At 68.9% G+C, this 20,287-nt stretch carries 21 protein-coding genes and 1 riboswitch; of the genes, 15 read left to right on the top strand and 6 right to left on the bottom strand.

The annotated features are described in order from the left end of the window. Window positions 1-51: 51 nt before the first annotated feature. On the bottom strand, window positions 52-663 hold the full coding sequence (ctaE, locus tag ACZ5QD_RS07400) for an aa3-type cytochrome oxidase subunit III (RefSeq protein ID WP_039866941.1): 612 nt from the start codon (window positions 661-663) through the stop codon (window positions 52-54). A 170-nt stretch (window positions 664-833) separates the two neighbouring features. On the opposite strand from ctaE, the gene ACZ5QD_RS07395 reads away from it, so the two are divergent. Together ACZ5QD_RS07395 and trpD are read left to right on the top strand one after the other, a co-directional pair. Then, window positions 834-1,298, top strand: coding sequence for a hypothetical protein (locus ACZ5QD_RS07395; protein ID WP_278124048.1), 465 nt, complete (start codon window positions 834-836; stop codon window positions 1,296-1,298). Between the two features lie 55 nt (window positions 1,299-1,353). Next, entirely contained in the window at window positions 1,354-2,442 is a 1,089-nt protein-coding gene (trpD, locus tag ACZ5QD_RS07390) for an anthranilate phosphoribosyltransferase (protein WP_006895291.1), read from the top strand. 2 nt (window positions 2,443-2,444) lie between these two features. Here trpD and ACZ5QD_RS07385 read toward each other — a convergent pair whose 3' ends face one another. From ACZ5QD_RS07385 to ACZ5QD_RS07375, 3 genes are read right to left on the bottom strand one after another with little or no spacing between them, the layout of a single operon-like run. Next, window positions 2,445-3,236 (bottom strand): AraC family transcriptional regulator, encoded by a 792-nt coding sequence (locus ACZ5QD_RS07385; protein ID WP_006895292.1) that lies wholly within the window; start codon window positions 3,234-3,236, stop codon window positions 2,445-2,447. Continuing rightward, window positions 3,233-3,511, bottom strand: coding sequence for an Lrp/AsnC family transcriptional regulator (locus tag ACZ5QD_RS07380; protein WP_006895293.1), 279 nt, complete (start codon window positions 3,509-3,511; stop codon window positions 3,233-3,235). The genes ACZ5QD_RS07385 and ACZ5QD_RS07380 overlap by 4 nt, the downstream gene beginning before the upstream one ends. 32 nt (window positions 3,512-3,543) lie before the next feature. Continuing rightward, window positions 3,544-5,304: a DEDD exonuclease domain-containing protein gene (locus ACZ5QD_RS07375; RefSeq protein WP_006895294.1), complete on the bottom strand. Its 1,761-nt coding sequence runs from the start codon at window positions 5,302-5,304 to the stop codon at window positions 3,544-3,546. Window positions 5,305-5,509: 205 nt separating this feature from the next. On the opposite strand from ACZ5QD_RS07375, the gene ACZ5QD_RS07370 reads away from it, so the two are divergent. The 5 genes from ACZ5QD_RS07370 (at window position 5,510) to ACZ5QD_RS07350 (ending at window position 10,301) form a co-directional block, all read left to right on the top strand. Beyond that, window positions 5,510-5,746: a hypothetical protein gene (locus ACZ5QD_RS07370; RefSeq protein ID WP_231650306.1), complete on the top strand. Its 237-nt coding sequence runs from the start codon at window positions 5,510-5,512 to the stop codon at window positions 5,744-5,746. 110 nt (window positions 5,747-5,856) lie between these two features. Next, window positions 5,857-6,056, top strand: a riboswitch (cyclic di-AMP (ydaO/yuaA leader). An 18-nt stretch (window positions 6,057-6,074) separates the two neighbouring features. After that, window positions 6,075-6,650, top strand: coding sequence for a C40 family peptidase (locus tag ACZ5QD_RS07365; protein ID WP_006895296.1), 576 nt, complete (start codon window positions 6,075-6,077; stop codon window positions 6,648-6,650). Window positions 6,651-6,738: 88 nt separating this feature from the next. Further along, on the top strand, window positions 6,739-7,785 hold the full coding sequence (locus ACZ5QD_RS07360; protein ID WP_006895297.1) for a C40 family peptidase: 1,047 nt from the start codon (window positions 6,739-6,741) through the stop codon (window positions 7,783-7,785). Between the two features lie 45 nt (window positions 7,786-7,830). Further along, window positions 7,831-9,186, top strand: a complete 1,356-nt coding sequence (locus ACZ5QD_RS07355; protein WP_231650305.1) for a peptidase MA family metallohydrolase — start codon at window positions 7,831-7,833, stop codon at window positions 9,184-9,186. Continuing rightward, window positions 9,183-10,301, top strand: coding sequence for a glycosyltransferase family 4 protein (locus ACZ5QD_RS07350; protein ID WP_006895299.1), 1,119 nt, complete (start codon window positions 9,183-9,185; stop codon window positions 10,299-10,301). Before ACZ5QD_RS07355 ends, ACZ5QD_RS07350 begins: the two co-directional genes overlap by 4 nt. Window positions 10,302-10,431: 130 nt before the next feature. Here the strand turns inward: ACZ5QD_RS07350 and ACZ5QD_RS07345 are convergent, their stop codons facing one another. Next, window positions 10,432-12,234: an AMP-dependent synthetase/ligase gene (locus ACZ5QD_RS07345; protein ID WP_006895300.1), complete on the bottom strand. Its 1,803-nt coding sequence runs from the start codon at window positions 12,232-12,234 to the stop codon at window positions 10,432-10,434. A gap of 130 nt (window positions 12,235-12,364) precedes the next feature. On the opposite strand from ACZ5QD_RS07345, the gene ACZ5QD_RS07340 reads away from it, so the two are divergent. The 6 genes from ACZ5QD_RS07340 to ACZ5QD_RS07315 all read left to right on the top strand — a co-directional run bounded on the left by ACZ5QD_RS07340 (window position 12,365) and on the right by ACZ5QD_RS07315 (window position 16,869). After that, window positions 12,365-12,775, top strand: coding sequence for a hypothetical protein (locus ACZ5QD_RS07340; protein WP_006895301.1), 411 nt, complete (start codon window positions 12,365-12,367; stop codon window positions 12,773-12,775). Between the two features lie 2 nt (window positions 12,776-12,777). After that, window positions 12,778-13,215: an SRPBCC family protein gene (locus ACZ5QD_RS07335; protein ID WP_006895302.1), complete on the top strand. Its 438-nt coding sequence runs from the start codon at window positions 12,778-12,780 to the stop codon at window positions 13,213-13,215. A 20-nt stretch (window positions 13,216-13,235) separates the two neighbouring features. Further along, complete coding sequence (locus ACZ5QD_RS07330) at window positions 13,236-14,447, top strand: ArsA-related P-loop ATPase (protein WP_039866943.1); 1,212 nt, start codon at window positions 13,236-13,238, stop codon at window positions 14,445-14,447. A 256-nt stretch (window positions 14,448-14,703) separates the two neighbouring features. Continuing rightward, the gene (locus ACZ5QD_RS07325; RefSeq protein ID WP_006895304.1) at window positions 14,704-15,057 is read left to right on the top strand and encodes a hypothetical protein; all 354 of its coding nucleotides are present in this window, start codon (window positions 14,704-14,706) and stop codon (window positions 15,055-15,057) included. Between the two features lies 1 nt (window position 15,058). Next, window positions 15,059-16,063, top strand: coding sequence for an ROK family protein (locus ACZ5QD_RS07320; RefSeq protein ID WP_006895305.1), 1,005 nt, complete (start codon window positions 15,059-15,061; stop codon window positions 16,061-16,063). A gap of 74 nt (window positions 16,064-16,137) precedes the next feature. Beyond that, window positions 16,138-16,869: a lysophospholipid acyltransferase family protein gene (locus tag ACZ5QD_RS07315; protein ID WP_006895306.1), complete on the top strand. Its 732-nt coding sequence runs from the start codon at window positions 16,138-16,140 to the stop codon at window positions 16,867-16,869. Between the two features lie 38 nt (window positions 16,870-16,907). Here ACZ5QD_RS07315 and ACZ5QD_RS07310 read toward each other — a convergent pair whose 3' ends face one another. Beyond that, a complete protein-coding gene (locus ACZ5QD_RS07310; protein ID WP_006895307.1) occupies window positions 16,908-18,257 on the bottom strand; it encodes a glycosyltransferase 87 family protein in 1,350 nt (449 codons plus the stop codon). Window positions 18,258-18,297: 40 nt separating this feature from the next. On the opposite strand from ACZ5QD_RS07310, the gene ACZ5QD_RS07305 reads away from it, so the two are divergent. Beyond that, window positions 18,298-18,798: a polyadenylate-specific 3'-exoribonuclease AS gene (locus ACZ5QD_RS07305; protein WP_006895308.1), complete on the top strand. Its 501-nt coding sequence runs from the start codon at window positions 18,298-18,300 to the stop codon at window positions 18,796-18,798. 70 nt (window positions 18,799-18,868) lie between these two features. Further along, entirely contained in the window at window positions 18,869-20,263 is a 1,395-nt protein-coding gene (locus ACZ5QD_RS07300; protein WP_006895309.1) for a class II 3-deoxy-7-phosphoheptulonate synthase, read from the top strand. Window positions 20,264-20,287 lie beyond the last annotated feature (24 nt).

Raw genomic sequence — 20,287 nt, 5'->3', positions numbered from 1 at the left:
AATGTATGTGAACCGGTCCGGCGGGCCGGCCGGTTCTTCGGCCGCCGGGGGCTACCGGATGAAGTAAATGACGACGAACAGCGCGATCCACACCACGTCGACGAAGTGCCAGTAGTACGAGACGACGATCGCAGCTGTCGCCTGCGCCGGAGTGAACTTCGACAGGCGTGTGCGGATGAGGAGGAAGACGAACGCGAGGAGACCGCCGATGACGTGCATGCCGTGGAAACCGGTCGCCATGTAGAAGACCGACCCGTATGCGCTCGACGAGAGCGTGGTGCCCTCGTTGATGAGCGAGTAGTACTCGTAGGCCTGGCCGCACACGAAGAAGGTGCCCATCAGCAGGGTCAGCGTGTACCAGCGACGAAGGCCGTACACGTCGCCGCGCTCGGCGGCGAAGACACCTGCCTGGCAGGTGAACGAACTGAGAATCAGAACCGTGGTCACCGGCACGGCGAGCCAGAGGTTCAGATGTGTCGGCGGCTGCGGCCAGCCGTCCGATGCATTGGCCCGAGCGACGAAATACATCGCGAAGAGGCCAGCGAAGAACATCAATTCGCTCGACAGCCACACGATGGTGCCGACGCTGACCATGTTCGGACGGTTCAGCGAGTGCACGCGTGAGGTGATGGCGGTTTCTGAGTTACCCACAGCGCTAGTCACAAGAGAAGTATGACGGTTCGTAGTAACCGTTGACCACCCGGGTCGGAAAATTGCTCGAAGTCGCCTGCTTTCCGCAGGTAGAGCCGATGACGACGAGTCTACCGGCGTGTCCTGAGACCAGGATGAGGGTTTACGGTGGACGCCATGACGATATGGCGTGAGGTGGCGTGATGGTCTCGTGGAAGCTGCCCTGGCGCAGTGACGCCGCGCGCGCACCCGAGCCCGTGGTGGGCGATCCGGATCTGCGGGTCGTCGTCTCCGGCACCGACGAGACGGTCGCGAGTTCGGTGGCATTGGCGCAGGCGGGGTTCGCCTCGACCGAGGCCGTGGTTCTGCGGCATGTGGTGCGACTGCCCGCCTCGGCGGTCAGCGGTGTCCTCGAGCGTGTCGGTGCGGACGGTTACGCGGTCGACGAGAGTCCGGTGGATGAGCGTGTGGCGGCTGCGGGGCCCGACACAGCGGACGACGCGCTGACGACCCTCGCGCTTGCTCGGGTGATGCCGGTGGATGCGGTGGCGCTCTCTCGGGAGCGGGCCCGCATCGCGAGCATGGTCTCGCGCGCGGAGGGGGCCGTCGTCGGTTGGGCGGTGCTGCGGCCGGCGGGTGCCGGGGAAGCCGGTGCGCCCGGTCGCTGAACTGCGGCGGATACTCCGCTGACGCGTCCGGGAGGCTGCCGTTAGGGTGGTTCGCGTGACTGCTGACGACGTGACTGCCGCCGAGAACGCTTACACCTGGCCGTATGTACTCGGCAAAGTGACCGATCGGGTCGATCTGACGGTGGACGAGGCGGCGTGGGCGATGCGCGAGATCATGTCCGACGCGGCGACCGGCGCACAGATCGCTGCGTTCGGTGTCGGCGTCAAAATGAAGGGCGCCTCGTCGTCGGAGTTGCGAGGGCTGTCGGAGGCGATGCTCGCGCTCGCGAACCGCATCGAGGTGTCGGGGGCGGCGGTCGACATCGTCGGGACCGGGGGCGACCGCTCCCACACCGTCAACATCTCCACGATGACATCGGTGGTCGTGGCCGCTCTGGGTGTTCCGGTGGTGAAGCACGGGAACCGTGCGGCCTCGTCGAAGAGCGGCGGAGCCGACGTGCTCGAGGCGCTCGGCGTGGCGATCACGCTGCCGCCAGCCGCGGTCCAGCAGTGCGTCGAGGAACTCGGTATCGGCTTCTGCTTCGCGCCGGTCTTTCATCCGGCCTTCCGCTTCACAGGACCGCCGCGCAGTCAGATCGGCATTCCGACGGTCTTCAACGTGCTCGGGCCGCTGACGAATCCGGCGTCGCCGGAAGCCGGACTCATCGGCTGCGCCTTCTCCGACCTCGCGCCGGTGCTGGCGCAGGCCTTCGCAGAGCGCGGCAACCGGGTGCTTCTGGTTCGAGGCGACGACGGTCTCGACGAGTTGACGACCACCACCACCTCCACCGTGTGGCAGATCATCGGCGGCCGTTCCCGCGAACTGACCCTCGATCCCCGAGATCTCGGAATCGATCTCGTCGAGCTGTCAGCCCTGCAGGGCGGAGACGCTTCGGTCAACGCGCAGATCGCCCGTGAGATGTTCGCCGGTGCCCGCGGTGCGGTGCGTGACGCGGTGGTCCTCAACGCCGCGGCCGCTGTGGTCGCCTTCGAACAGGACGAGATGTTCACTCAGGAGGAGTTCATCGCGGCGATGCGCGATGCTCTCGCGAGGGTCGAGGCCGTGATCGACTCGGGCGGGGCGGCGGACCTGCTGTCGCGCTGGGCGCAGGTCAGCAACCGCCTCGCCGCCGAGCACGGCTGATCTCACCCTCCCGCGCGGTAGCGGCTCGGGGTGAACCCGAGCACCGAGGCGAAGTCGCGTGTCATATGGGCGTGATCGGTGTAGCCGAGCTCGGCGGCGATCTCGGCGAGGGATTCGTCCGGCCGTGTCCGGACGCGGTGCGCCGCCTCCTGCAGTCGACGGCGGCGGATCAACGCCGCCGGTGACAGGCCGACGTACTTGGCGGTGAGGCGCTGCAGGGTCCGTTCGCTGATCCCGAAGAGTTCGGCCGATTGATCGACCCGGATCAGAGCGGGGTCGGACTCGAGCGCGGTCACCGCGCGGTTCGCGAGCAGCGCCTCGTCGGTGAGCGACGCGCGAGCCCGCAGCCACCGTCCCACCGTCTCGGCAGCGGCCGCGGGGTCGGGCGGGGAGCCCATTCCAGTGGTCATCTCAGTGCTCACCGCGGCGTGCAGGTCCGGTGCGGACACCACGGTGACGGTGTCGAGATGTTCGGCGGGACGGATGGGGAGTGCTCCTGCGGCCGCGGGCCGCAGGAGTGCTCCAACGGCCCATCCTGTTCCTGCCAGGTCCCGATGACTGATCCGGGTGGTCGCACCGGCCACCACGACGTGATCGTGCTGAACCACCAGATTCAGGGCGCCGAAGCCGATGACCTCCTGGCGGCTGACACGGCCGGTCGGCAGCTGCCAGCGGCAGATCCAGAACCACCGGACCAGGTCGGCCGTCGCGCCGATGGCGGGAAGTCGATGGAACTCGGGAAGCGACTCGGGGCGCAGGACGCCTCGGTCGGACGGGACATCGGGGCGCGTCACGCCTCGCCGATCGAGAACCCGCCCTCCACCTCGGCGCTGGCGTAACTGCGGAACGCGATGTGCGTGGCACTCGTGCGGACACCGGGAAGACGGTTGATGGCGCCGGTCACCACCGAGGCGATCTCCTCGTGATTGCGCACCCGGACCTTGGCGATCAGGTCCACGTCGCCGGCGCACGAGTACACCTCGGTGACGCCCGGGATCTCGGCGACGGCCTGGGCCGTCTCGGGGATCTGATGGATGTCGGCTCCGATGAGAACGATGGCGGTGATCATGGGCTCGACTCTAGTGGCTTGCCGCCAGGCCGTTAGCGACTCGTCGCCTCGCGCGCCGATCGCGCAATGCGTGCGAAGTCGCGCCAGCGCTCGGCCGCGCCGATCGGCAATGAGAGCTGGTCGCTCACGTCGACCAACCGCGTACCGGACTCGTACAGCCATCGCTCGATCAGCGCCGTCTCCTCGGCAGGCGCACCGGCGAGCGGTCCGCTGTCGTCGGCCGGGGGCAACACGGTCGTGGACGCGGCTCTGAGTCGTTCGACGACCGCCATCGGGGCCACGCCGCGAGCCGCGTGCGCGGAGCCGGCCAGGCGCCCGTATCTGACGACGCTCAGCTCCCAGCCGCCGGCACCGTCGGGCCGTGCGCCCACGACCTCCGGCCGCTGCGCCACCGCCGCGAGCCGCTGCGTCCGGGCGAGGGTCTCGATGGTCGCCGACAGCCGGTCGCGCGCCCGGGCCGCCGACTCGAACCGGCGCTGCTGGGCCAGGTACTCGACGCGTTCGCACAGAACCGCGAGAAGCGAGTCGGACCGTCCCGAGATCAGGTCGCGTACGGCCTCGACTCGGCAGAGGTAGTCCGGCAGCGTCTGCGGGCGGTCACTGGCGGCGCGGCACGTTCCCGGCAGCGTCGCGACGAGCGGATCCGGCAGTCGTCCCGCCTCCGTCGGCCCCTCACACCAGTGGTGACTCGCCTTCTTCAGGTCGGCGCCGCACGTCCGCAGCCCCGCCGCCCCGGAGAGGACGTCCGCCACCTCCAGCGCGACCGCCCGGCTCGTCACCGGCCCGAGCGATTCGGTCCCCGGCGTGCGCGACACCTTGAGGCGCGGGAAGCGCTCGGCGGTCAGGGTGATCCACCAGCCCCGCTGCGGATTGCGGGAGCGGCGATTGTAGGACGGCTTGTGGACTCCGAGGAGTCGCAGTTCGGCGACCCCGGCCTCCAGCGCATGAGCGCACTCGACGTGATCGACGCGGGTCGCGAGTGAGACCATCTCGGCGATCCGGGTGCGGGTGTCGCTTCCGTTGAAGTACCCGGAGACGCGACGGTGGAGGTCGACGGCGGTACCTATATATAGGACCTCCTCCGACGGACCGCGGAAGAGGTAGACGCCGGGCCGATGGGGGAGCCCGGACGCCATCGTGCGTTTGGCGCGCATCGCCGGCGTCGCCCGGGGCAGATACGTGGTCAGATCGCCCACCGTTCGCACCCCCTGGTCGCCGACGCGCTCCAGAAGTCGATGGAAGACGTCGACCGTGGCACGGGCGTCGTCCAGCGCACGGTGGGTCGGCCGGACCGAGACGTCGAACAGATCGGCCAGCGCGAAGAGTTTGACGCTCGGCGCCTCCTGCCTGCTCAGAATCCGTCGGGCCATCACCACAGTGCACAGGGACGCGGAGAACGGCCACGGCAGGCCCGCTCGGGCAGCGCTCCTCCGCAGGAACCCCATGTCGAAGCGGGCGTTGTGCGCCACCAGGACGCACCCGCGGGCGAACTCGACGAAGGACGGCAGCACCGCCTCGACGGCTGGCGCGTCGTAGAGCATGGCGGTGGTGATTCCGGTGAGGGCGACGATCTGCGGCGGGATCGCGCGCCCGGGGTCGACCAGCGTCGCGAACTCGCCGAGCACTTCGCCTCCGCGGATCTTGACCGCACCGATCTCGGTGATGCGGTCGTTCTCCGGACTGCCGCCCGTGGTCTCGAGGTCGACCACCACGAAGGTGGTCTCCCGCAATGGAGCGGAGGTGAACTCGTCGGCCTCGGGAAGGTCGGCGAACGACAGCTGTTCGACGGTCATGGCCGAACCGTACGGCGGGGCTCTGACAGCCCCGGCCCGACGCGCTTCGACGGACGGAGATGTCGTAGGGGCGTCGTAGTCTCCACCCGAGGTCGACGGCGACGAGACGTCTTCGGGTCGCGGACAACGTGATTGCCCGGTTTCGCCGTCTCCACCGAGATGATGAGAGGCAGATCACATGAAAATTGACTGTGCGCGGTGTCCGATGCGAGCGCGAGCCTGCGGCGACTGCATGATGCAGGTCTTCTTCGGTCCGCCCACCAGCGGTTATGGGGTCATGGAGAACCCTGACCCCGCCGGTGCCGAACTCGCCGACGCGATCGATGTGTTCGCTGACACAGAATTGATCTCCCCTGAGGTCGCGGGTGCGGCCAAACGGGGTGTCGTCGCAGGTGATGACACTTTCCGGGAGTCGTGGCCGGGTGGCCTCCGCGCCGTGTGAGCCGGTAGTGGACGGCACGCCTACGGCGGGCCAGTGGACATCGCTGTCAGGGTTTCGTAATCTTTCCGAGACCTTCCAGTCAGGGATGTCCCGGAGCAGTCCGGGTGCCCGGTGGGTCATCGCCTAATCGCCCTCACCAACGGGGGCGAACCGGGGAACCACTTCCTCCGTGCGACCGATGTGAATCGTGCGTGCGGATTGGGGTGAATCGCACAAGGATTGAAGCTTCGGGCTTCTTTCTGCCTGCGTAGGGTCCATCTCTTCCGGCCCGAACCCGACAGCTAACCCGGTCGGCGATAAGGGAGAACAACAAGGAGTACGTGTTTTCGTGGGCAAACATAGTTTGGAGCAGACCAGTGCCGGCCGTAAGGCCGCCAAGTCCGCAGTGCTCGCCGGCTCGATCGCCATCGGCGGATCGCTGGCGTTCGCCGCAGCTCCCGCACATGCCACTCCGGTGACCGTTCCGAACGTCGGCACCTTCGACGTTCCGGGACTGCCGCAGAACCTGGTGCCGAAGGCCCCGCAGGCCCCGAGCCTGGACATCGGCACCCCGCAGCAGGTGCGCGCCAAGAAGGCGCTGCGCTACGCGGAGTCCAAGATCGGCGCGCCGTACGTCTACGGTGCGGCCGGCCCCAACGCCTTCGACTGCTCGGGTCTGACCTCGTGGGCCTACAAGCAGGCCGGGAAGATCATCCCGCGTGACAGCTACGGTCAGCTCGGCGGCGGCACTCCCGTCGCATCGCTGGCACAGGCCCAGCCCGGCGACATCCTGATCTTCAACGGCGGCGGCCACGCAGGCATCTACGCCGGCAATGGAATCTTCGTCCACTCGTCCACCGAGGGCGTTCCGGTGAAGCGCGACAAGGTGAACGCGTGGAACCTGACGGGTATTCGCCGCTACTGAGCAGCGACTGCCGTTTGAACTTCGGTGAAGGGCGGGACGGCGTGAAGTGCGCCGGCCCGCCCTCACGGGTATGAAGGATCGAGTGCGAGTGGTGTTGAAGAGTCGAACGTCCCGGACGCTCAGACGGGCGGCCGCCTTCGGGCTGGCAGCCGTGTCCGCGTCGACGATCATGGTCGGGGCCCCCGTGTCAGCCGACCCGGCGCGCACCCCCGACCAACTGCTCTCGAAGTACCGCTCGCTCTCGGTGAACGCCGAGAAGACCTCCGAGGCGATGAACGCCGCGCAGGTCGAGTACGACAAGCAGCGCCGCATCGTCGCCGTCGAACGACGCAAGGCCGACAAGGCGGCCCATCAGCTCACCGCGATGCAGGGCCAGATGGACGCGGCCCAGAAGAAGGTGGACGCCCTCGCGCGCGTCAGCTACCGCGGCGCTCGCATCAACCGCCTCTATGCGATGCTGGTGAGCGATTCGCCCCAGAATCTCCTCGACAACATGTCGGGTCTGGAAGTGATGTCCCGCCAGTCGGCGGCCGACCTGCGGTCGGTGGTGAAGACCGCACGCGAGGCCAAGGCCGCCAAATCGGAGGCCGAGAAGACCGCCGCAGCCGCGACCCAGGCCATTGCCGCCTCGGAGAAGCAGCGCGGTGAACTGCAGGCCAAGCAGGCGAATCTGCAGATCGAAGCCGTTCAGATCCGCGCCATCTACCAGTCGATGACCGGCAAGCAGCTCGCCGCGCTGCGCGGGCCGAAGTACAACTTCGACCCCCGGGCCGTGCCGAAGGGGACCTCTCCGGAACTCGTGGCCGTCCAGGCCGCGATCTCGCGTATCGGTGATCCGTACGTCTGGGGCGCCACCGGGCCGAACCAGTTCGATTGCTCCGGCCTGATGCTGTGGGCCTATAAGCAGGCCGGACGTTCGATTCCGCGGACCAGCGAGGCCCAGCTCGCAGGCGGCACCCCGGTCGATCGCAACGACCTCGAGCCGGGAGATCTGATCATCTACTACCCGGATGCCACGCACGTCGGGATGTATGTGGGCGACGGTTACGTGGTGCACGCATCGACCTTCGGTGTGCCGGTCGCGGTGGTGCCGATCGACAAGGCCGGCCCGTACAACTCCGCGCGACGGTACTGAGTGCGCCCCCAGCGTGCCGCGATCGCGGCCACTGTCTTGGCGGCCGTGACTGCCGCGTCGCTCACCGCCTGTGGCTCCGATGCCGATCACCCATCGGCCACTTCGTCTCCGACGATCGCGACGACGCCGCTGAACCCGTTCGAACAGCAGCGCTACGACGGCGTCACCGCCCTGCTCGACCAACTGTCGTCGGCGCTGCGCAACGGCGACCGCAGAGGTCTGTCCGAACTCATCGATCCGGCCGCCACCGTCGAGTTCCGGCATCGGCTCGACGCCGTGGCTGCCGATTTCGCATCGGCGCCGGTGGGAAAGCCGCTCAAACTCAAGGAATTCCGCTATCGAGTGGCGCCCCAGACCGGCCCGGAGCACCTTCTCGAACCGGATTTCGAGGCGAAGCTCGAAGCGGCCGGCGCCTCCGACAGTTGGGTGACGCCCGTCGATCTCGACTACGCGCTGGGAGGCGCGTCGTCGCCTGGACTCGACGAACCGACGGTGACCCTCCACCAGAGCCTGACCTTCGCGCGATACGGCGACGACTGGAAAGTCGTCGGCGACGGTGGCCTGGCGCCCGACCCGTCGCAGGCCTCACGCGAGAATCCGAAGGCACCCGAGGTGGGACCGTGGGCGTTTCCGGGGCTGTCGGCGAACGACGTGCGCACCTCCGGGGGGACCTCGACGGTTCTGTGCTACCGGGGCGCGGAGAAGACCGCGGCTCAGGTCGCCGAAATCCTGCCCGCTGCGGTGGATGAGGTATCGAAGTTCTGGGGCGACGACTGGGTCCGGCGGATCGCGGTGATCTCCACCGCCGACGGCGCTCAGTTCTCCGGACTCACGAGGACCGTTCCGGTCGACACCTCAGCTGCCGCGGCCGCCACCGTGTACACCATGATCGATCGTCAGAATCAGCAGGTGGTGGGACAGCGGATCGTGCTCACGCCCGCCGCCCGTGCCCTGTCGAAGCCGGCGCTCGCCGTCGTGATCCGCCATGAGCTCACGCACGTCGCCTCGCGGCTCAACACCGCCGAGAACGCGCCGCTGTGGCTCACCGAGGGCGTTCCGGAGTACGTGGGCCGCAAGGGCACTTACCGGGACTTCGTCGACGCCGCACCGGAATTGGCCGCTGCCGTGGCCGCCGGCGACGTTCCGAAGGCGCTGCCCTCGGACGGGTCGTTCTCCGTCGACTCGGACGCGGCCCGGATCGCCTATCAGGAGGCGTGGTCGTTCGCGGCCTTCGTCGGCCAGAGGTTCGGCGAGGAGAAGCTCAAGAAGATGTACATCGGTGTCGGCAAGGGCGGAGACACCTCGACCACCGACGACGCGATGAAGGACGCGCTGGGTGCCGACAAGTCGACGGTGGTCGCCGACTGGCAGGCGTGGCTGCGCACCCAGGTGCGCCGGTGAGACGAACGCTGCTTGTCACCAACGACTTCCCGCCTCGGCCGGGCGGCATCCAGTCGTACCTGGAGAACCTGATCGCCTTCCTCCCGCCGGAGGACGTCATCGTCTACGCGCCGACGTGGCGGGGCTGCGAGGAGTACGACTGCGCGGCTCCGTACCGGATCGTCCGCCATCCCACGAGCCTGATGCTGCCGACTCCCGGAGTGCTGCGAAGGGCTGCGAATCTCGTGCGCGACAACGATGTTCACACAGTCTGGTTCGGCGCGGCGGCTCCGCTCGCGGTCCTCGGGCCCAAGCTCCGGAAGGCCGGGGCTCGGCGGATCGTCGCGAGCACACACGGTCACGAGGTCGGGTGGTCGATGCTGCCCGGCGCCCGCCAGGTACTCCGGTACATCGGCGACCACACCGACGCGATCACCTACGTCAGCCGCTACACCCGCGGCCGGTTCGCGGCGGCCTTCGGCCCGCGGGCATCGCTCGAGTACGTCTCCTGCGGAGTGGACGTCGACCGGTTCGCGCCGGACTCCACGGCGCGGCGCGTGCTGCGGGAGCGCTACGGACTGGGCGACGCACCCACAGTGCTCTGCCTGTCGCGGCTCGTGCCGCGCAAGGGCCAGGACATGCTGATCAGGGCGTGGCCCGCGATCCGTGACGCAATTCCCGACGCGCGGCTGATGATCGTCGGCGGCGGTCCCTACGCCGATGCGCTGCACCGGCTCGCCGAGGAGAACGGCGTGATGGATTCGGTGACCTTCACCGGCGGCGTCCCCGCCGCGGAACTGCCGATGCACCACGCGATGGCCGACGTATTCGCCATGCCGACCCGCACCCGGGGCGGCGGCCTCGACGTGGAAGGCCTCGGCATCGTCTTTCTCGAGGCCTCGGCCAGCGGTGTGCCGGTGGTGGCGGGCGACTCGGGCGGGGCGCCCGAGACGGTGCGCGAGAGCCTGACGGGCACCGTCGTCGACGGCCGTGACCGGGCCGCCGTCGCCGGGGCGATCGTCGAGATCCTCTCCTCACCGCGGCTCGCTGCGGCGATGGGGGAGGCCGGACGCGAATGGGCAGTGGAGAACTGGCAGTGGAAGATGCAGGCCGCGCGCCTCATGCGGCTGCTGTGACGAGCGCCGTCCGGTCCGGCCGACCACGCCGCCCCACGCGCTTGAACTGACGATCCCCGCGAACCCCGTCGGAAGGGGTTCGCGGGGATCGTCATACCGCGTCTCGGTGCCCGCAGGCACGCACCGGCGGCTACTTGCGGTAGATCGCCGCGATCTCCTCGGCCCACTTGTCGGCCACCACGTTGCGCTTCACCTTCAGCGTGGGGGTCAGTTCGCCCGAGTCCTCGCTGAAGTCGGTCGGGAGGATGCGGAACTTCTTGATGGTCTCGGCGTGGGAGACGGTCTCGTTGGCGGCGTCGACGGCCTCCTGGACCTCGGCCAGCAGGTCGGGGTCCTGCGCCAGATCGGCGACGCTGAGGTCGGCGGACTTGCCGTGGCGCTCCTTCCACGCCGGGAAGGCCTCGAGATCGATCGTGATGAGTGCGCCGATGAACGGTTTCTGATCGCCGACCACCACGGCCTGCGACACCAGTGCGCTCGCGCGGATGATGTCCTCCATCGGCGCGGGCGAGACGTTCTTGCCGCCGGCGGTGACGATGATCTCCTTCTTGCGGCCGGTGATGCTCAGGTAGCCGTCCTGGTCGAGCGCTCCGATGTCGCCGGTGTGGAACCAGCCGTCGGTGATCGCGGTAGCGGTGGCCTCGTCGTTGCGCCAATAGCCGGTGAAGACCACCTCGCCGGAGAGCAGGATCTCGCCGTCGTCGGCGATCCGGACGGCGTTGCCCGGGATGGGCCGGCCGACGGTGCCGACCTTCACCTGGCCGGGGGTGTTCACCGTGACCGCGGCGGTGGTCTCGGTGAGGCCGTAGCCCTCGTAGACGGGGATGCCGACGCCGCTGAAGAAGTGTCCGAGGCGCGAACCGAGGGGTGCGCCGCCGGAGATCGCGAGTTCGCAGACCCCGCCGAGCGCGGCGCGCAGCTTGGCGTACACCAGCTTGTCGAACACCGCGTGCTTCGCGCGCAGCAGCAGGCCCACGTCACCGTTCTGGGCGGCCGTCGAATACTGCACGGCGACGTCGGCCGCGAGATCGAAGATCTTGCCCTTCCCGCCGTCGTGCGCACTCTGGCGTGCCGAGTTGAACACCTTCTCGAAGACGCGGGGGACCGACAGGATCAGCGACGGCTTGAAGACGGAGAAAGTCGGCAGCAGATTGGGGATGTCGCTGGTGTACCCGACCTCCATGCCCGCCTCGAGCGCGACCAGGTTGATCGCGCGGGCGAGTACGTGTGCCATCGGCAGGAACAGCAGCAGGCGCTTGCCGTCGCCGAGCAGAGCATTCAGCGGGGTCTCCATCACGCCGGCGATCTCGCCGAGCAGGTTGGAGTGGGTCAGCATGCAGCCCTTGGGGCGGCCCGTGGTCCCCGAGGTGTAGATGAGGGTGGCCGGACTGGAGGCCTTGAGCGTCCGACGACGCGCGTGGACCTCCTCGTCTGCCACGTCCTTGCCGCGCTCGGTGAGGAGTTCGACGACTCCCGGGCCGTCGGCGACGTCGATCTGGAACACCTGGACCGAGTCGTCCACCGATTCCACCGTGTCGATGACGGCGCGGTGCCCGGCGGTCTCGGCGATGATCGCCGTAGCGCCGGAATCGCGCATGATCCAATCGATCTGGGGACCGGAGGAGGAGTCGTAGACCGGGACGGTGATCGCGCCGGCCGACCAGATGGCGAAGTCCAGGAGAGTCCATTCCAGGCGCGTGGCCGAGACCAACGCGACGCGGTCGCCCGGTTCGATGCCCGAGGCGATCAATCCTTTGGCGATCGCCGTGACCTGTGCTCCGGCCTCGGCCGCGGTGACCGGGAGCCACTGCGAGCCGGACTGACGACGGAACACGGTCTTGCCGCTCTGCTTCTCGACGATGTCGAAGAGCACGTCGGACGCGTTCCGCTCCTCGGGGATCTGAAACTTCGCGGGCACGCGGCACTCGGCCATGAAATACACCTTCCGGAACGGAAATTTCTCAGAACGACCTGAATCTCTGAGTGATCTTAGACCCACTCGGAGTGCCGGTTACGCACGAGTCGGGTTTCACCCACGGGGCCGGGTGTGTGAAGCTAGGACGGTGACGAGCATTCAGGTTGCCGACGAGGTCTTCGTCGCTGCGGCGCCGTCGCTCGCCGGTGCGGTGGTGGGCGATCGGGCGCGCTGGCGGCAGTGGTGGCCGGACCTCCGGCTGACCGTGGTCGAGGACCGCGGAGACCAGGGCGTGCGGTGGACGGTGGCCGGACCGGTCGAGGGCACCATGGAGATCTGGTGCGAGCCGTGCATGGACGGTTTCATCCTGCACTACTACCTGCACGCCGAGCCGTCGCGCCCACTGCCGGACGGGGCGCGCGAGCGGATGGACGCGGTCGCAGAGCTGAACCGCCGCAGGCGCATCGCGGGCAAGGAGATGTCCTTCCATGTCAAGGCGCTGCTCGAGGGAGACCGCGAGGCCGGGGCGCCCGCGGCGTCTGCCGCCGCGGGGGCGTAGCGATGGCCGACCACACCGAGCAGTCGATCGTCATCAACGCCGACGTGGCGGACGTGATGGCAGTGATCGCCGACTTCGACAACTATCCGCAGTGGGTCACCGCGGCCCGCGAGGTGACCGTTCTGGAACGGGACGCGTGGGGACGGGGCGTTCGGGTGCGATTCGTCCTCGACGCGGGAGTCCTCGCCGACACCTACGAACTCCGATACACGTGGGACGAGGACGGCGACGGTGTCTGTTGGACGCTCGTCTCGAGTGAGCTGCAGCGCGCTCAGGAGGGCAGTTACCGTCTGGCGCAGCAGGTTCCGGGTTCGACCAAGGTGACCTACGCTCTCATGGTGGACCTTCACATCCCGATGATCAGCCAGTTGAAGCGACGCGCGGAGAAGGCGATCACCGAGGCCGCGCTCGGCGACCTGAAGAAGAGGGTCGAAGGCTGATCGATCTAGCGCCCATCGATCTGGTGCTCGGGCCGGGTGGCTCGGGCGTCTCCGTCGTCGCCGCGGCCGCGGCACTGCGGCACACCACGCACCCGCCCGCGGGCGTGCGGCTGGGCGCCGAGCGGGGCACACTGCTCGTCTCTCTCGACTCGCGGTCGTATCTGCCGGAACGTCTCGGCGTTCTTCGGCTCCCCGGGGAACCCGTCGCGGTGACCGCCGACGTCGACCTTCTGCAACTCGACCCGTTGTCCGTGCTGGAGCAGGCGTGGAGCGAGTTCACCGGTGCGCTCACGGCGGTGAGCTCGGGCAAGGCGCTGCTGCCGATAGTCGGTTCGGTGGCGTCGATCGCGCCGGGCGAGCTGTCGGCTCTGCCCGGCGTACAGGAGTTCCTGCTGCTCAGGCGGATTCGCGAAGCCGCGACCGCTGGACGGTGGCGACGCATAGTCGTAGACCTGTCCGGCTGCGGTGATCCGTTCGCCCTGTTGCGGTCGCCGACGGTGCTGTCCGCGGCACTCGAACGGCTGTGGCCGCGGCACGCGCGGCTCGCCGAGGCGGCGGAGAAGCCCGCGGTGGCGCAGTTGTCCGCGGCGGTGGAGGGCATCGACCGCGACTGCCAGGATCTGGCGGATCTGTTCACCGATCCGCACGGGGTGGCGGTCCACGTGGTTGTCGACGCGGGGGACCGCGGAGCGCGTGCGCTCGCAGACCAGATCGCGATCAGCGACCTGATGGCGCTGCCGTTGCGATCGGTGCTGGTCAATGAGGGCGCGGGCGGCGCGGCACAGGTCTGCGCGATCGATACCGCGCGGGCGGTGCTCGGCGGCGACGACACGGTGCAGGTGATGGCCGTGGCCGCCGCGCCGGAGGCGGTCGACCGGCTGTCCCGGATCCGCCGGGTGGTGGTCGATCTGCCGACACCGGGCGGGCGGCCGCGCGGGTCGGGCGCGCTGACCGTCGCGCACGTCTCCGGAGAGGGCCTGGACAGCGTCTTCGAACTGGCGTGGGACCAAGGGCTACCCGACCCCGACCGGCTGGCGCTGGGCAGGTCCGGCGACGATCTGCTGGTGACGGTGTCGGGTTTCCGCTTCCCGGTCCGGCTGCCCTCGGTGCTGCGGCGGTGCCTGGTGACGGGGGCCGACTGGCATGCGGGACGGCTGGTTCTGCGCTTCCGCCCGGACCCGGCCGTCTGGCCGCAGCGGCGCACCGGAACCACTCCGGACGGGGACGGTTGACCGGACGAACGATCCCGGCGACGGGCACGACGAGAAGCCGGTGAACGTACACTCGTCGTTGTGAGCGAGGGCATCGACCGGGTGGGATGTGCGGTCTGTCACCACTCCGGTGCCCGGCGCTGGGGATCGGCCGCCGCGCCCGGTAGCGTCAGGTGTTCGCGATGCGCACCCACGTGCCGTCCGACCCCCGCTTGCTGCCCGACCCCCGTTTGCCCGACCACCGATGTCGGCCCGACCACCGAGGACTCCACCCACGATGACCGACGACCACGACGCCACCGGTTCAGGAGCCGCCGACGCCGGCGACTCCGTGCAGGCGTTGCTGCTCGGTTTCGCGAATCAGATCGACCAGCTCGCCGGTCTGATCGCCGGCACATCCGGGCCGCGAGTCCCGGGTTCCGGGGTTGCGGGATCGGGCATTCCGGAGCTGCTCGGAGACGTCGGCACGATGGTCCGGGAACTCGGCGACCTGCTCGCCCGCATCCTCGCCGCACTGATCGCGGTGCTCGAGGCCGTCGCCGACATGCTGCGCTCGGATCGGTCCGAGCGCGCAGGCACGTCATCGCGGTTCGAGACGATCTCGGTCAACGTCACGCCGATGGGCAGGTGACGTGACCGCGCGCGCAGGCGACGGGGCGTCGCCCGGTTCGGAACTGACCATCGGCATCGACATCGGCGGCACCAGCGTGAGAGCTTCGGTGGTGGACGCGCGCGGTCGCCAACTCGACACGCTTCGCACGGCGACCCCGCCGACCGCCGAGTCACTCGAGCACTGCCTGCACCGGCTCGTCACCGAACTGCGGGACCGGTGGGCGGTGGCAGCGGTGGGACTGGCGATCGCGGGTTTCCTGACACCCGATCGCCGGACGGTGCGCTTCTCCCCGCATCTGGCCTGGCGCGAGGCTCCGGTACCGGAGACGATGACGCGCAGGCTGGGGTTGCCGGTATTCGCCGAGCACGACGCCAATTCGGCCGCACTCGCCGAGCTGCACTTCGGTGCGGCGGCAGGTGGACACAACACGCTCGTCCTGTCCATCGGCACCGGGATCGGCGCGGGGATGATCATGGACGGGCGGCTCTATCGCGGCAGCTTCGGCGTGGCGCCGGAGTTCGGGCACCTCACCGTGGTTCCGGACGGCCGCCCGTGCAGTTGCGGCAAACGCGGTTGCTGGGAGCGCTACTGCAGCGGGACGGCACTGGTCGACACCGTGCTGGAACTGCTCGCCTCGCACGACTATCCGCGCAGCGTGCTGGCCGCCGAGTCGGAGGCGGACCCGGGCTCGCTCACGGGCAGGCGAGTGGCGGCGGCCGCGGCGGACGGCGACCCCGCGGCACTGGCCGCGTACGAGGACATGGCGCGCTGGCTCGGCTACGGTCTCGGCATGATCGCCGACGTCTTCGATCCGGATCTCATCGTCCTCGCCGGCGGCGTCGGTGCTGCGTCGAGTCTGTTCCTCGACGACGCGCGCGAGCACTATGCGGCGGCGGTCACCGGTAGCGGGCACCGCCGGCTGGCCCGGATCCGCGGTACCCAGCTCGGCGAGGCGGCGGGAACGATCGGTGCGGCCGAGGTGGCACGGCAGGGACTGGCGATGCAGGTGGCGGGCAGTCAGTAGAGTTTCTTCCGATGCGTTCGGGCGCCGGTGCGCCGGTGCAGGTCGGGAATCGAGCAGGAGGGGCAGCAACGTCCATGTGGTACTACCTTTTCAAATACATCTTCATGGGTCCGGCGCTCCGCTTGATGGGACGTCCGCGGATCGAGGGGCTGGAGAACATCCCCAAGGACGGTGCCGCGTTGATCGCGTCCAACCACATGGCGGTGGTCGACAGCTTCTACCTGCCGCTCATGGTGCCGCGGAGGATCTTCTTCCTCGCCAAGAGTGAGTACTTCACGGAGAAGGGCCTCAAGGGGCGCTTCAAGAAGTGGTTCTTCAGCACTTCGGGACAGATCCCGATCGACCGGTCCGGCGCCAGCGCGGCCGCGGACGCGCTTCTGGCGGGCAAGAAGGTGCTTGAGGACGGACGGCTGCTGTGCCTGTATCCGGAGGGCACCCGCTCGCCGGACGGCCGACTGTACAAGGGAAAGACCGGGCTCGCACGGATCGCTCTGGAGACGGGCACACCGGTGATCCCGATCGCGATGGTCGGGACCGATCGGATCAACCCGCCCGGCACGGTGCTGCCGCGGCCCACCCGCATCGTCGTCCGAGTGGGCGAACCGCTCGACTTCTCGCGGTACGAGGGCATGGCAGGCAACCGCTTCATCGAGCGCGCGGTCACCGACGAGATCATGTACGCGCTGATGCGTCTCGGCGGCCAGCAGTACGTCGACGTGTACGCCGCCAGCCTCAAGAACGCCGGCGGAGGCGCCAAGGCGGCGGCACCGACGGCGCCGGCCGCGAAACCGGGCGACGCGGCCTGATCCGATTCCGGACCCCATGACGGTGTCCGCGCCGGCCGTCAAGCGGCCGTGGCGGACACCGTCGTCGTCTCGGGGGCGCGGTACGGCAGCCGCCACAGTGCCACCAGGAGCGTCACGCCCCAGAGCGTGAAGGCGTTGCCGATCAGGTGCTGCCATGCAGCCCAGCCGTGCTCGATGGGCGGCAGGAGCTGGAAAGGCCCCACCGCGAAGATCACGACCCCGGTTCCGGCGAGGCCGAAGTACGTGGCACGGTAGCGGCGCTCATCGACCCGCCAGCCGATCGTCAGGCACAGGAGCAGCGCCGGGACGCACCAGACCCAGTGGTGGGCCCAGGTGGTCGGCGAGACGAGCAGTCCCCACACGGCCACGGCGCACGTGATCGCGAGGGCGTCGACGCGGCCGGTCATCGGTCCGCGCGCGAACGCCTCGGCGGGGCGTGCCGCCAGCACCGCCGCCAGCGCGAGGACCGTGGCCGCGACGCTGGACAGGATCCAGGCAACCTCCGCGGCGCTGCCCGCGTCACCGAACACGCGGAGCCACGCGGCGTTCAGATTCTGATTGATCCGCCCCTCGGGTTGGCCGATCCGGGCGGTGTGGAACAGGGTGTCGGTCCAATACGTGCGGGAGTCGGCCGGCATCCAGATCCAGCCGATCGCCGCCGCGCCGACGAACGCGGCCAGTCCGGTGGCGACGGCGCGGAACCGGCGAGCCACAAGGAACACGCCGAGGAAGACCAGCGGGGTGAGTTTGACCGCCGACGCGATGCCGATCAGGACACCCTGTGCGCGGCGGCCCCCGGCGCGGTGCAGGACGAAGACGTCGATCATGATCATCGCCATCAGCACCACGTTGATCTGACCGAATCCGAGGGTCATCCAGAACGGGTTGAACCAGATGGTCGCGACCGATGCAGCGATCGCGAGCCACCACCGGTTGCCGGGCGAGCCGATGTCGAGCACGGCGAGCGAGAGCTTGGTGACGTAGACCAGCAGCGCGGCGGTGACCAGTGAGATCCCGATGCTCGCGACGGCGAGCGGGATCGCACCCAACGGGGTGAACAGCAGCGCCGCGAACGGCGGGTACGTGAACGGCAGCCAGATGCCGTCGGCGGTGAAGGGCATCGAGCCGTCGGCGTACAGACTCAGGCCCTGATGCCAGATCTGGCCGCCGATGCGGTACACGTCCATGTCGAACCGGGTTCGGGTGCCGAAACTGGATGTGAAGGGCACGCCCAGGATCTGCAGGGCGGCCGAGAGTGCGAATGCGGCGACGATCGCCGCCCTCGCGGCTGGTCCGGGCGACCACCGGGTGAGCCGCTCGGCGAGCCGTTGACCCCGGAGCGCTCCGCCCTCGTCGCGGGGCTGCGTCTGACCGCTTGCAGTGGGCATGAAAGCCAGTATTCCTGTCCGGCATGGATAATCAGAAGTCGTGCGCTACTTCTACGACACCGAGTTCATCGAAGACGGAACCACCATCGAGCTGGTGTCGATCGGGGTGGTCGGCGAGGACGGCCGCGAGTTCTACGCCGTCTCGACCGAATTCGATCCGGCGCGGGCGGGTGACTGGGTACGCACCAACGTCCTCGACAAGCTGCCGTCCCCGGCCGACAAGGCGTGGCGGAGTCGCCGAGCGATCCGCGAGAGCCTCTACGAGTTCCTCACCGCCCCTGGCGACGGCGTCGAACTGTGGGCGTGGGTCGGCGCGTACGACCACGTGGTGGTGTGTCAGCTGTGGGGGTCGATGACCGAGCTGCCGCGGGAGATGCCGCGCTTCACCCGGGAACTCCGACAGCACTGGGAGGCCGCGGGCCGTCCGGAACTGCCTCCGGCTCCGCGCAACGCACACGATGCGCTCGCCGACGCGCGGCACAACCTCGTCAAGTGGCGCGCCATCGAAGCGGCCGTCGGCGGCGGCGCCGGCGTGAACTGACGGCCGAGAACCGATGGCACTGTCGGAGGTGACCGACGCGACGTCCGGTTCGTCACGATAGGCTGGAGCGGTGGTGAACTGGACCGTAGACGTGCCCATCGACGAGCTTCCCGAACTGCCGCCCCTGCCGGGACGTCTCGCCGAGCAATTCGACGACATGCTGGCGCGCCCGGCTCTGCAGCAGCCGAGCTGGCCCGAAGAGGAGGCGCACAAGATGCGCACCGTCCTCGAGAGCGTCCCGCCGATCTGCATGCCGTCCGAGGTGGAGGTGCTCGCCGACCAACTCGCCGAGGTGGCCCACGGTCGCGCGTTCATGCTCCAGGGCGGAGACTGCGCCGAGACCTTCGCGGCCAACACCGAGCCGCACATCAAGGGCAACATCCGCACCCTGCTTCAGATGGCCGTGGTGCTCACCTACGGCGCGAGCATGCCGGTGGTGAAGGTCGCCCGCATCGCGGGGCAGTACGCCAAGCCGCGTTCGTCCGACACCGACGCGCTCGGGCTGCTCTCGTACCGAGGCGACATGGTCAACGCGCTGGAGGCCGACGAGGCCGCGCGCGTGCACGATCCCTCGCGTCTGGTGCGCGCGTACGCGAACGCCGCCGCGGCGATGAACCTGGTGCGGTCGCTGACCGGGTCGGAGGCCCGCCTGGCGCACGTTCACAACTGGAACCGCGAGTTCGTCCGCACATCGCCGGCCGGTGCGCGGTACGAGGCGCTCGCCGCGGAGATCGATCGCGGGCTGCGATTCATGGACGCCTGCGGCGTCACCGACTCGAGCCTCGAGTCGGCGTCGATCTTCGCCTCGCACGAAGCTCTGGTGATGGACTACGAGCGCGCCATGCTGCGGCTCGCCGACAACCCGCGCGGCGGCGACGAGCAGACTCTGTACGACCTGTCGGCGCACTTCCTGTGGATCGGCGAACGCACCCGGCAGCTCGACGGCGCTCACATCGCGCTGGCCAAGCTGATCAGCAATCCGATCGGCGTCAAGATCGGCCCCACCACGACGCCCGAGCTGGCGGTCGAGTACGTGGAGGCACTCGACCCCGACAACCGTCCCGGCCGGCTGACGCTGGTGTCGCGGATGGGTAACGGCAAGGTCCGCGAGGTCCTGCCCGCGATCGTGCAGGCCGTCGAGGCGACCGGACACAAGGTGATCTGGCAGTGCGATCCGATGCACGGCAACACCCACACCGCGTCCACCGGTTTCAAGACCCGCCACTTCGACCGCGTGGTCGACGAGGTGCAGGGCTTCTTCGAGGTGCATCGCGCGCTGGGCAGTCACCCCGGGGGCATTCACATCGAGCTGACCGGTGAGGATGTGACCGAGTGCCTCGGTGGCGCACAGGACATCTCCGACCTCGATCTCGAAGGCCGCTACGAGACGGCGTGCGACCCGCGCCTCAACACCCAGCAGTCGCTGGAACTGGCCTTCCTCGTGGCGGAGATGCTGCGCGGCTGAGGGGAGCCTGCGCGGCTGAGGAGA

It is taken from the genome of Gordonia sp. J1A (assembly GCF_055393515.1).
This window is presented reverse-complemented; position numbering and strand designations above follow the sequence as displayed.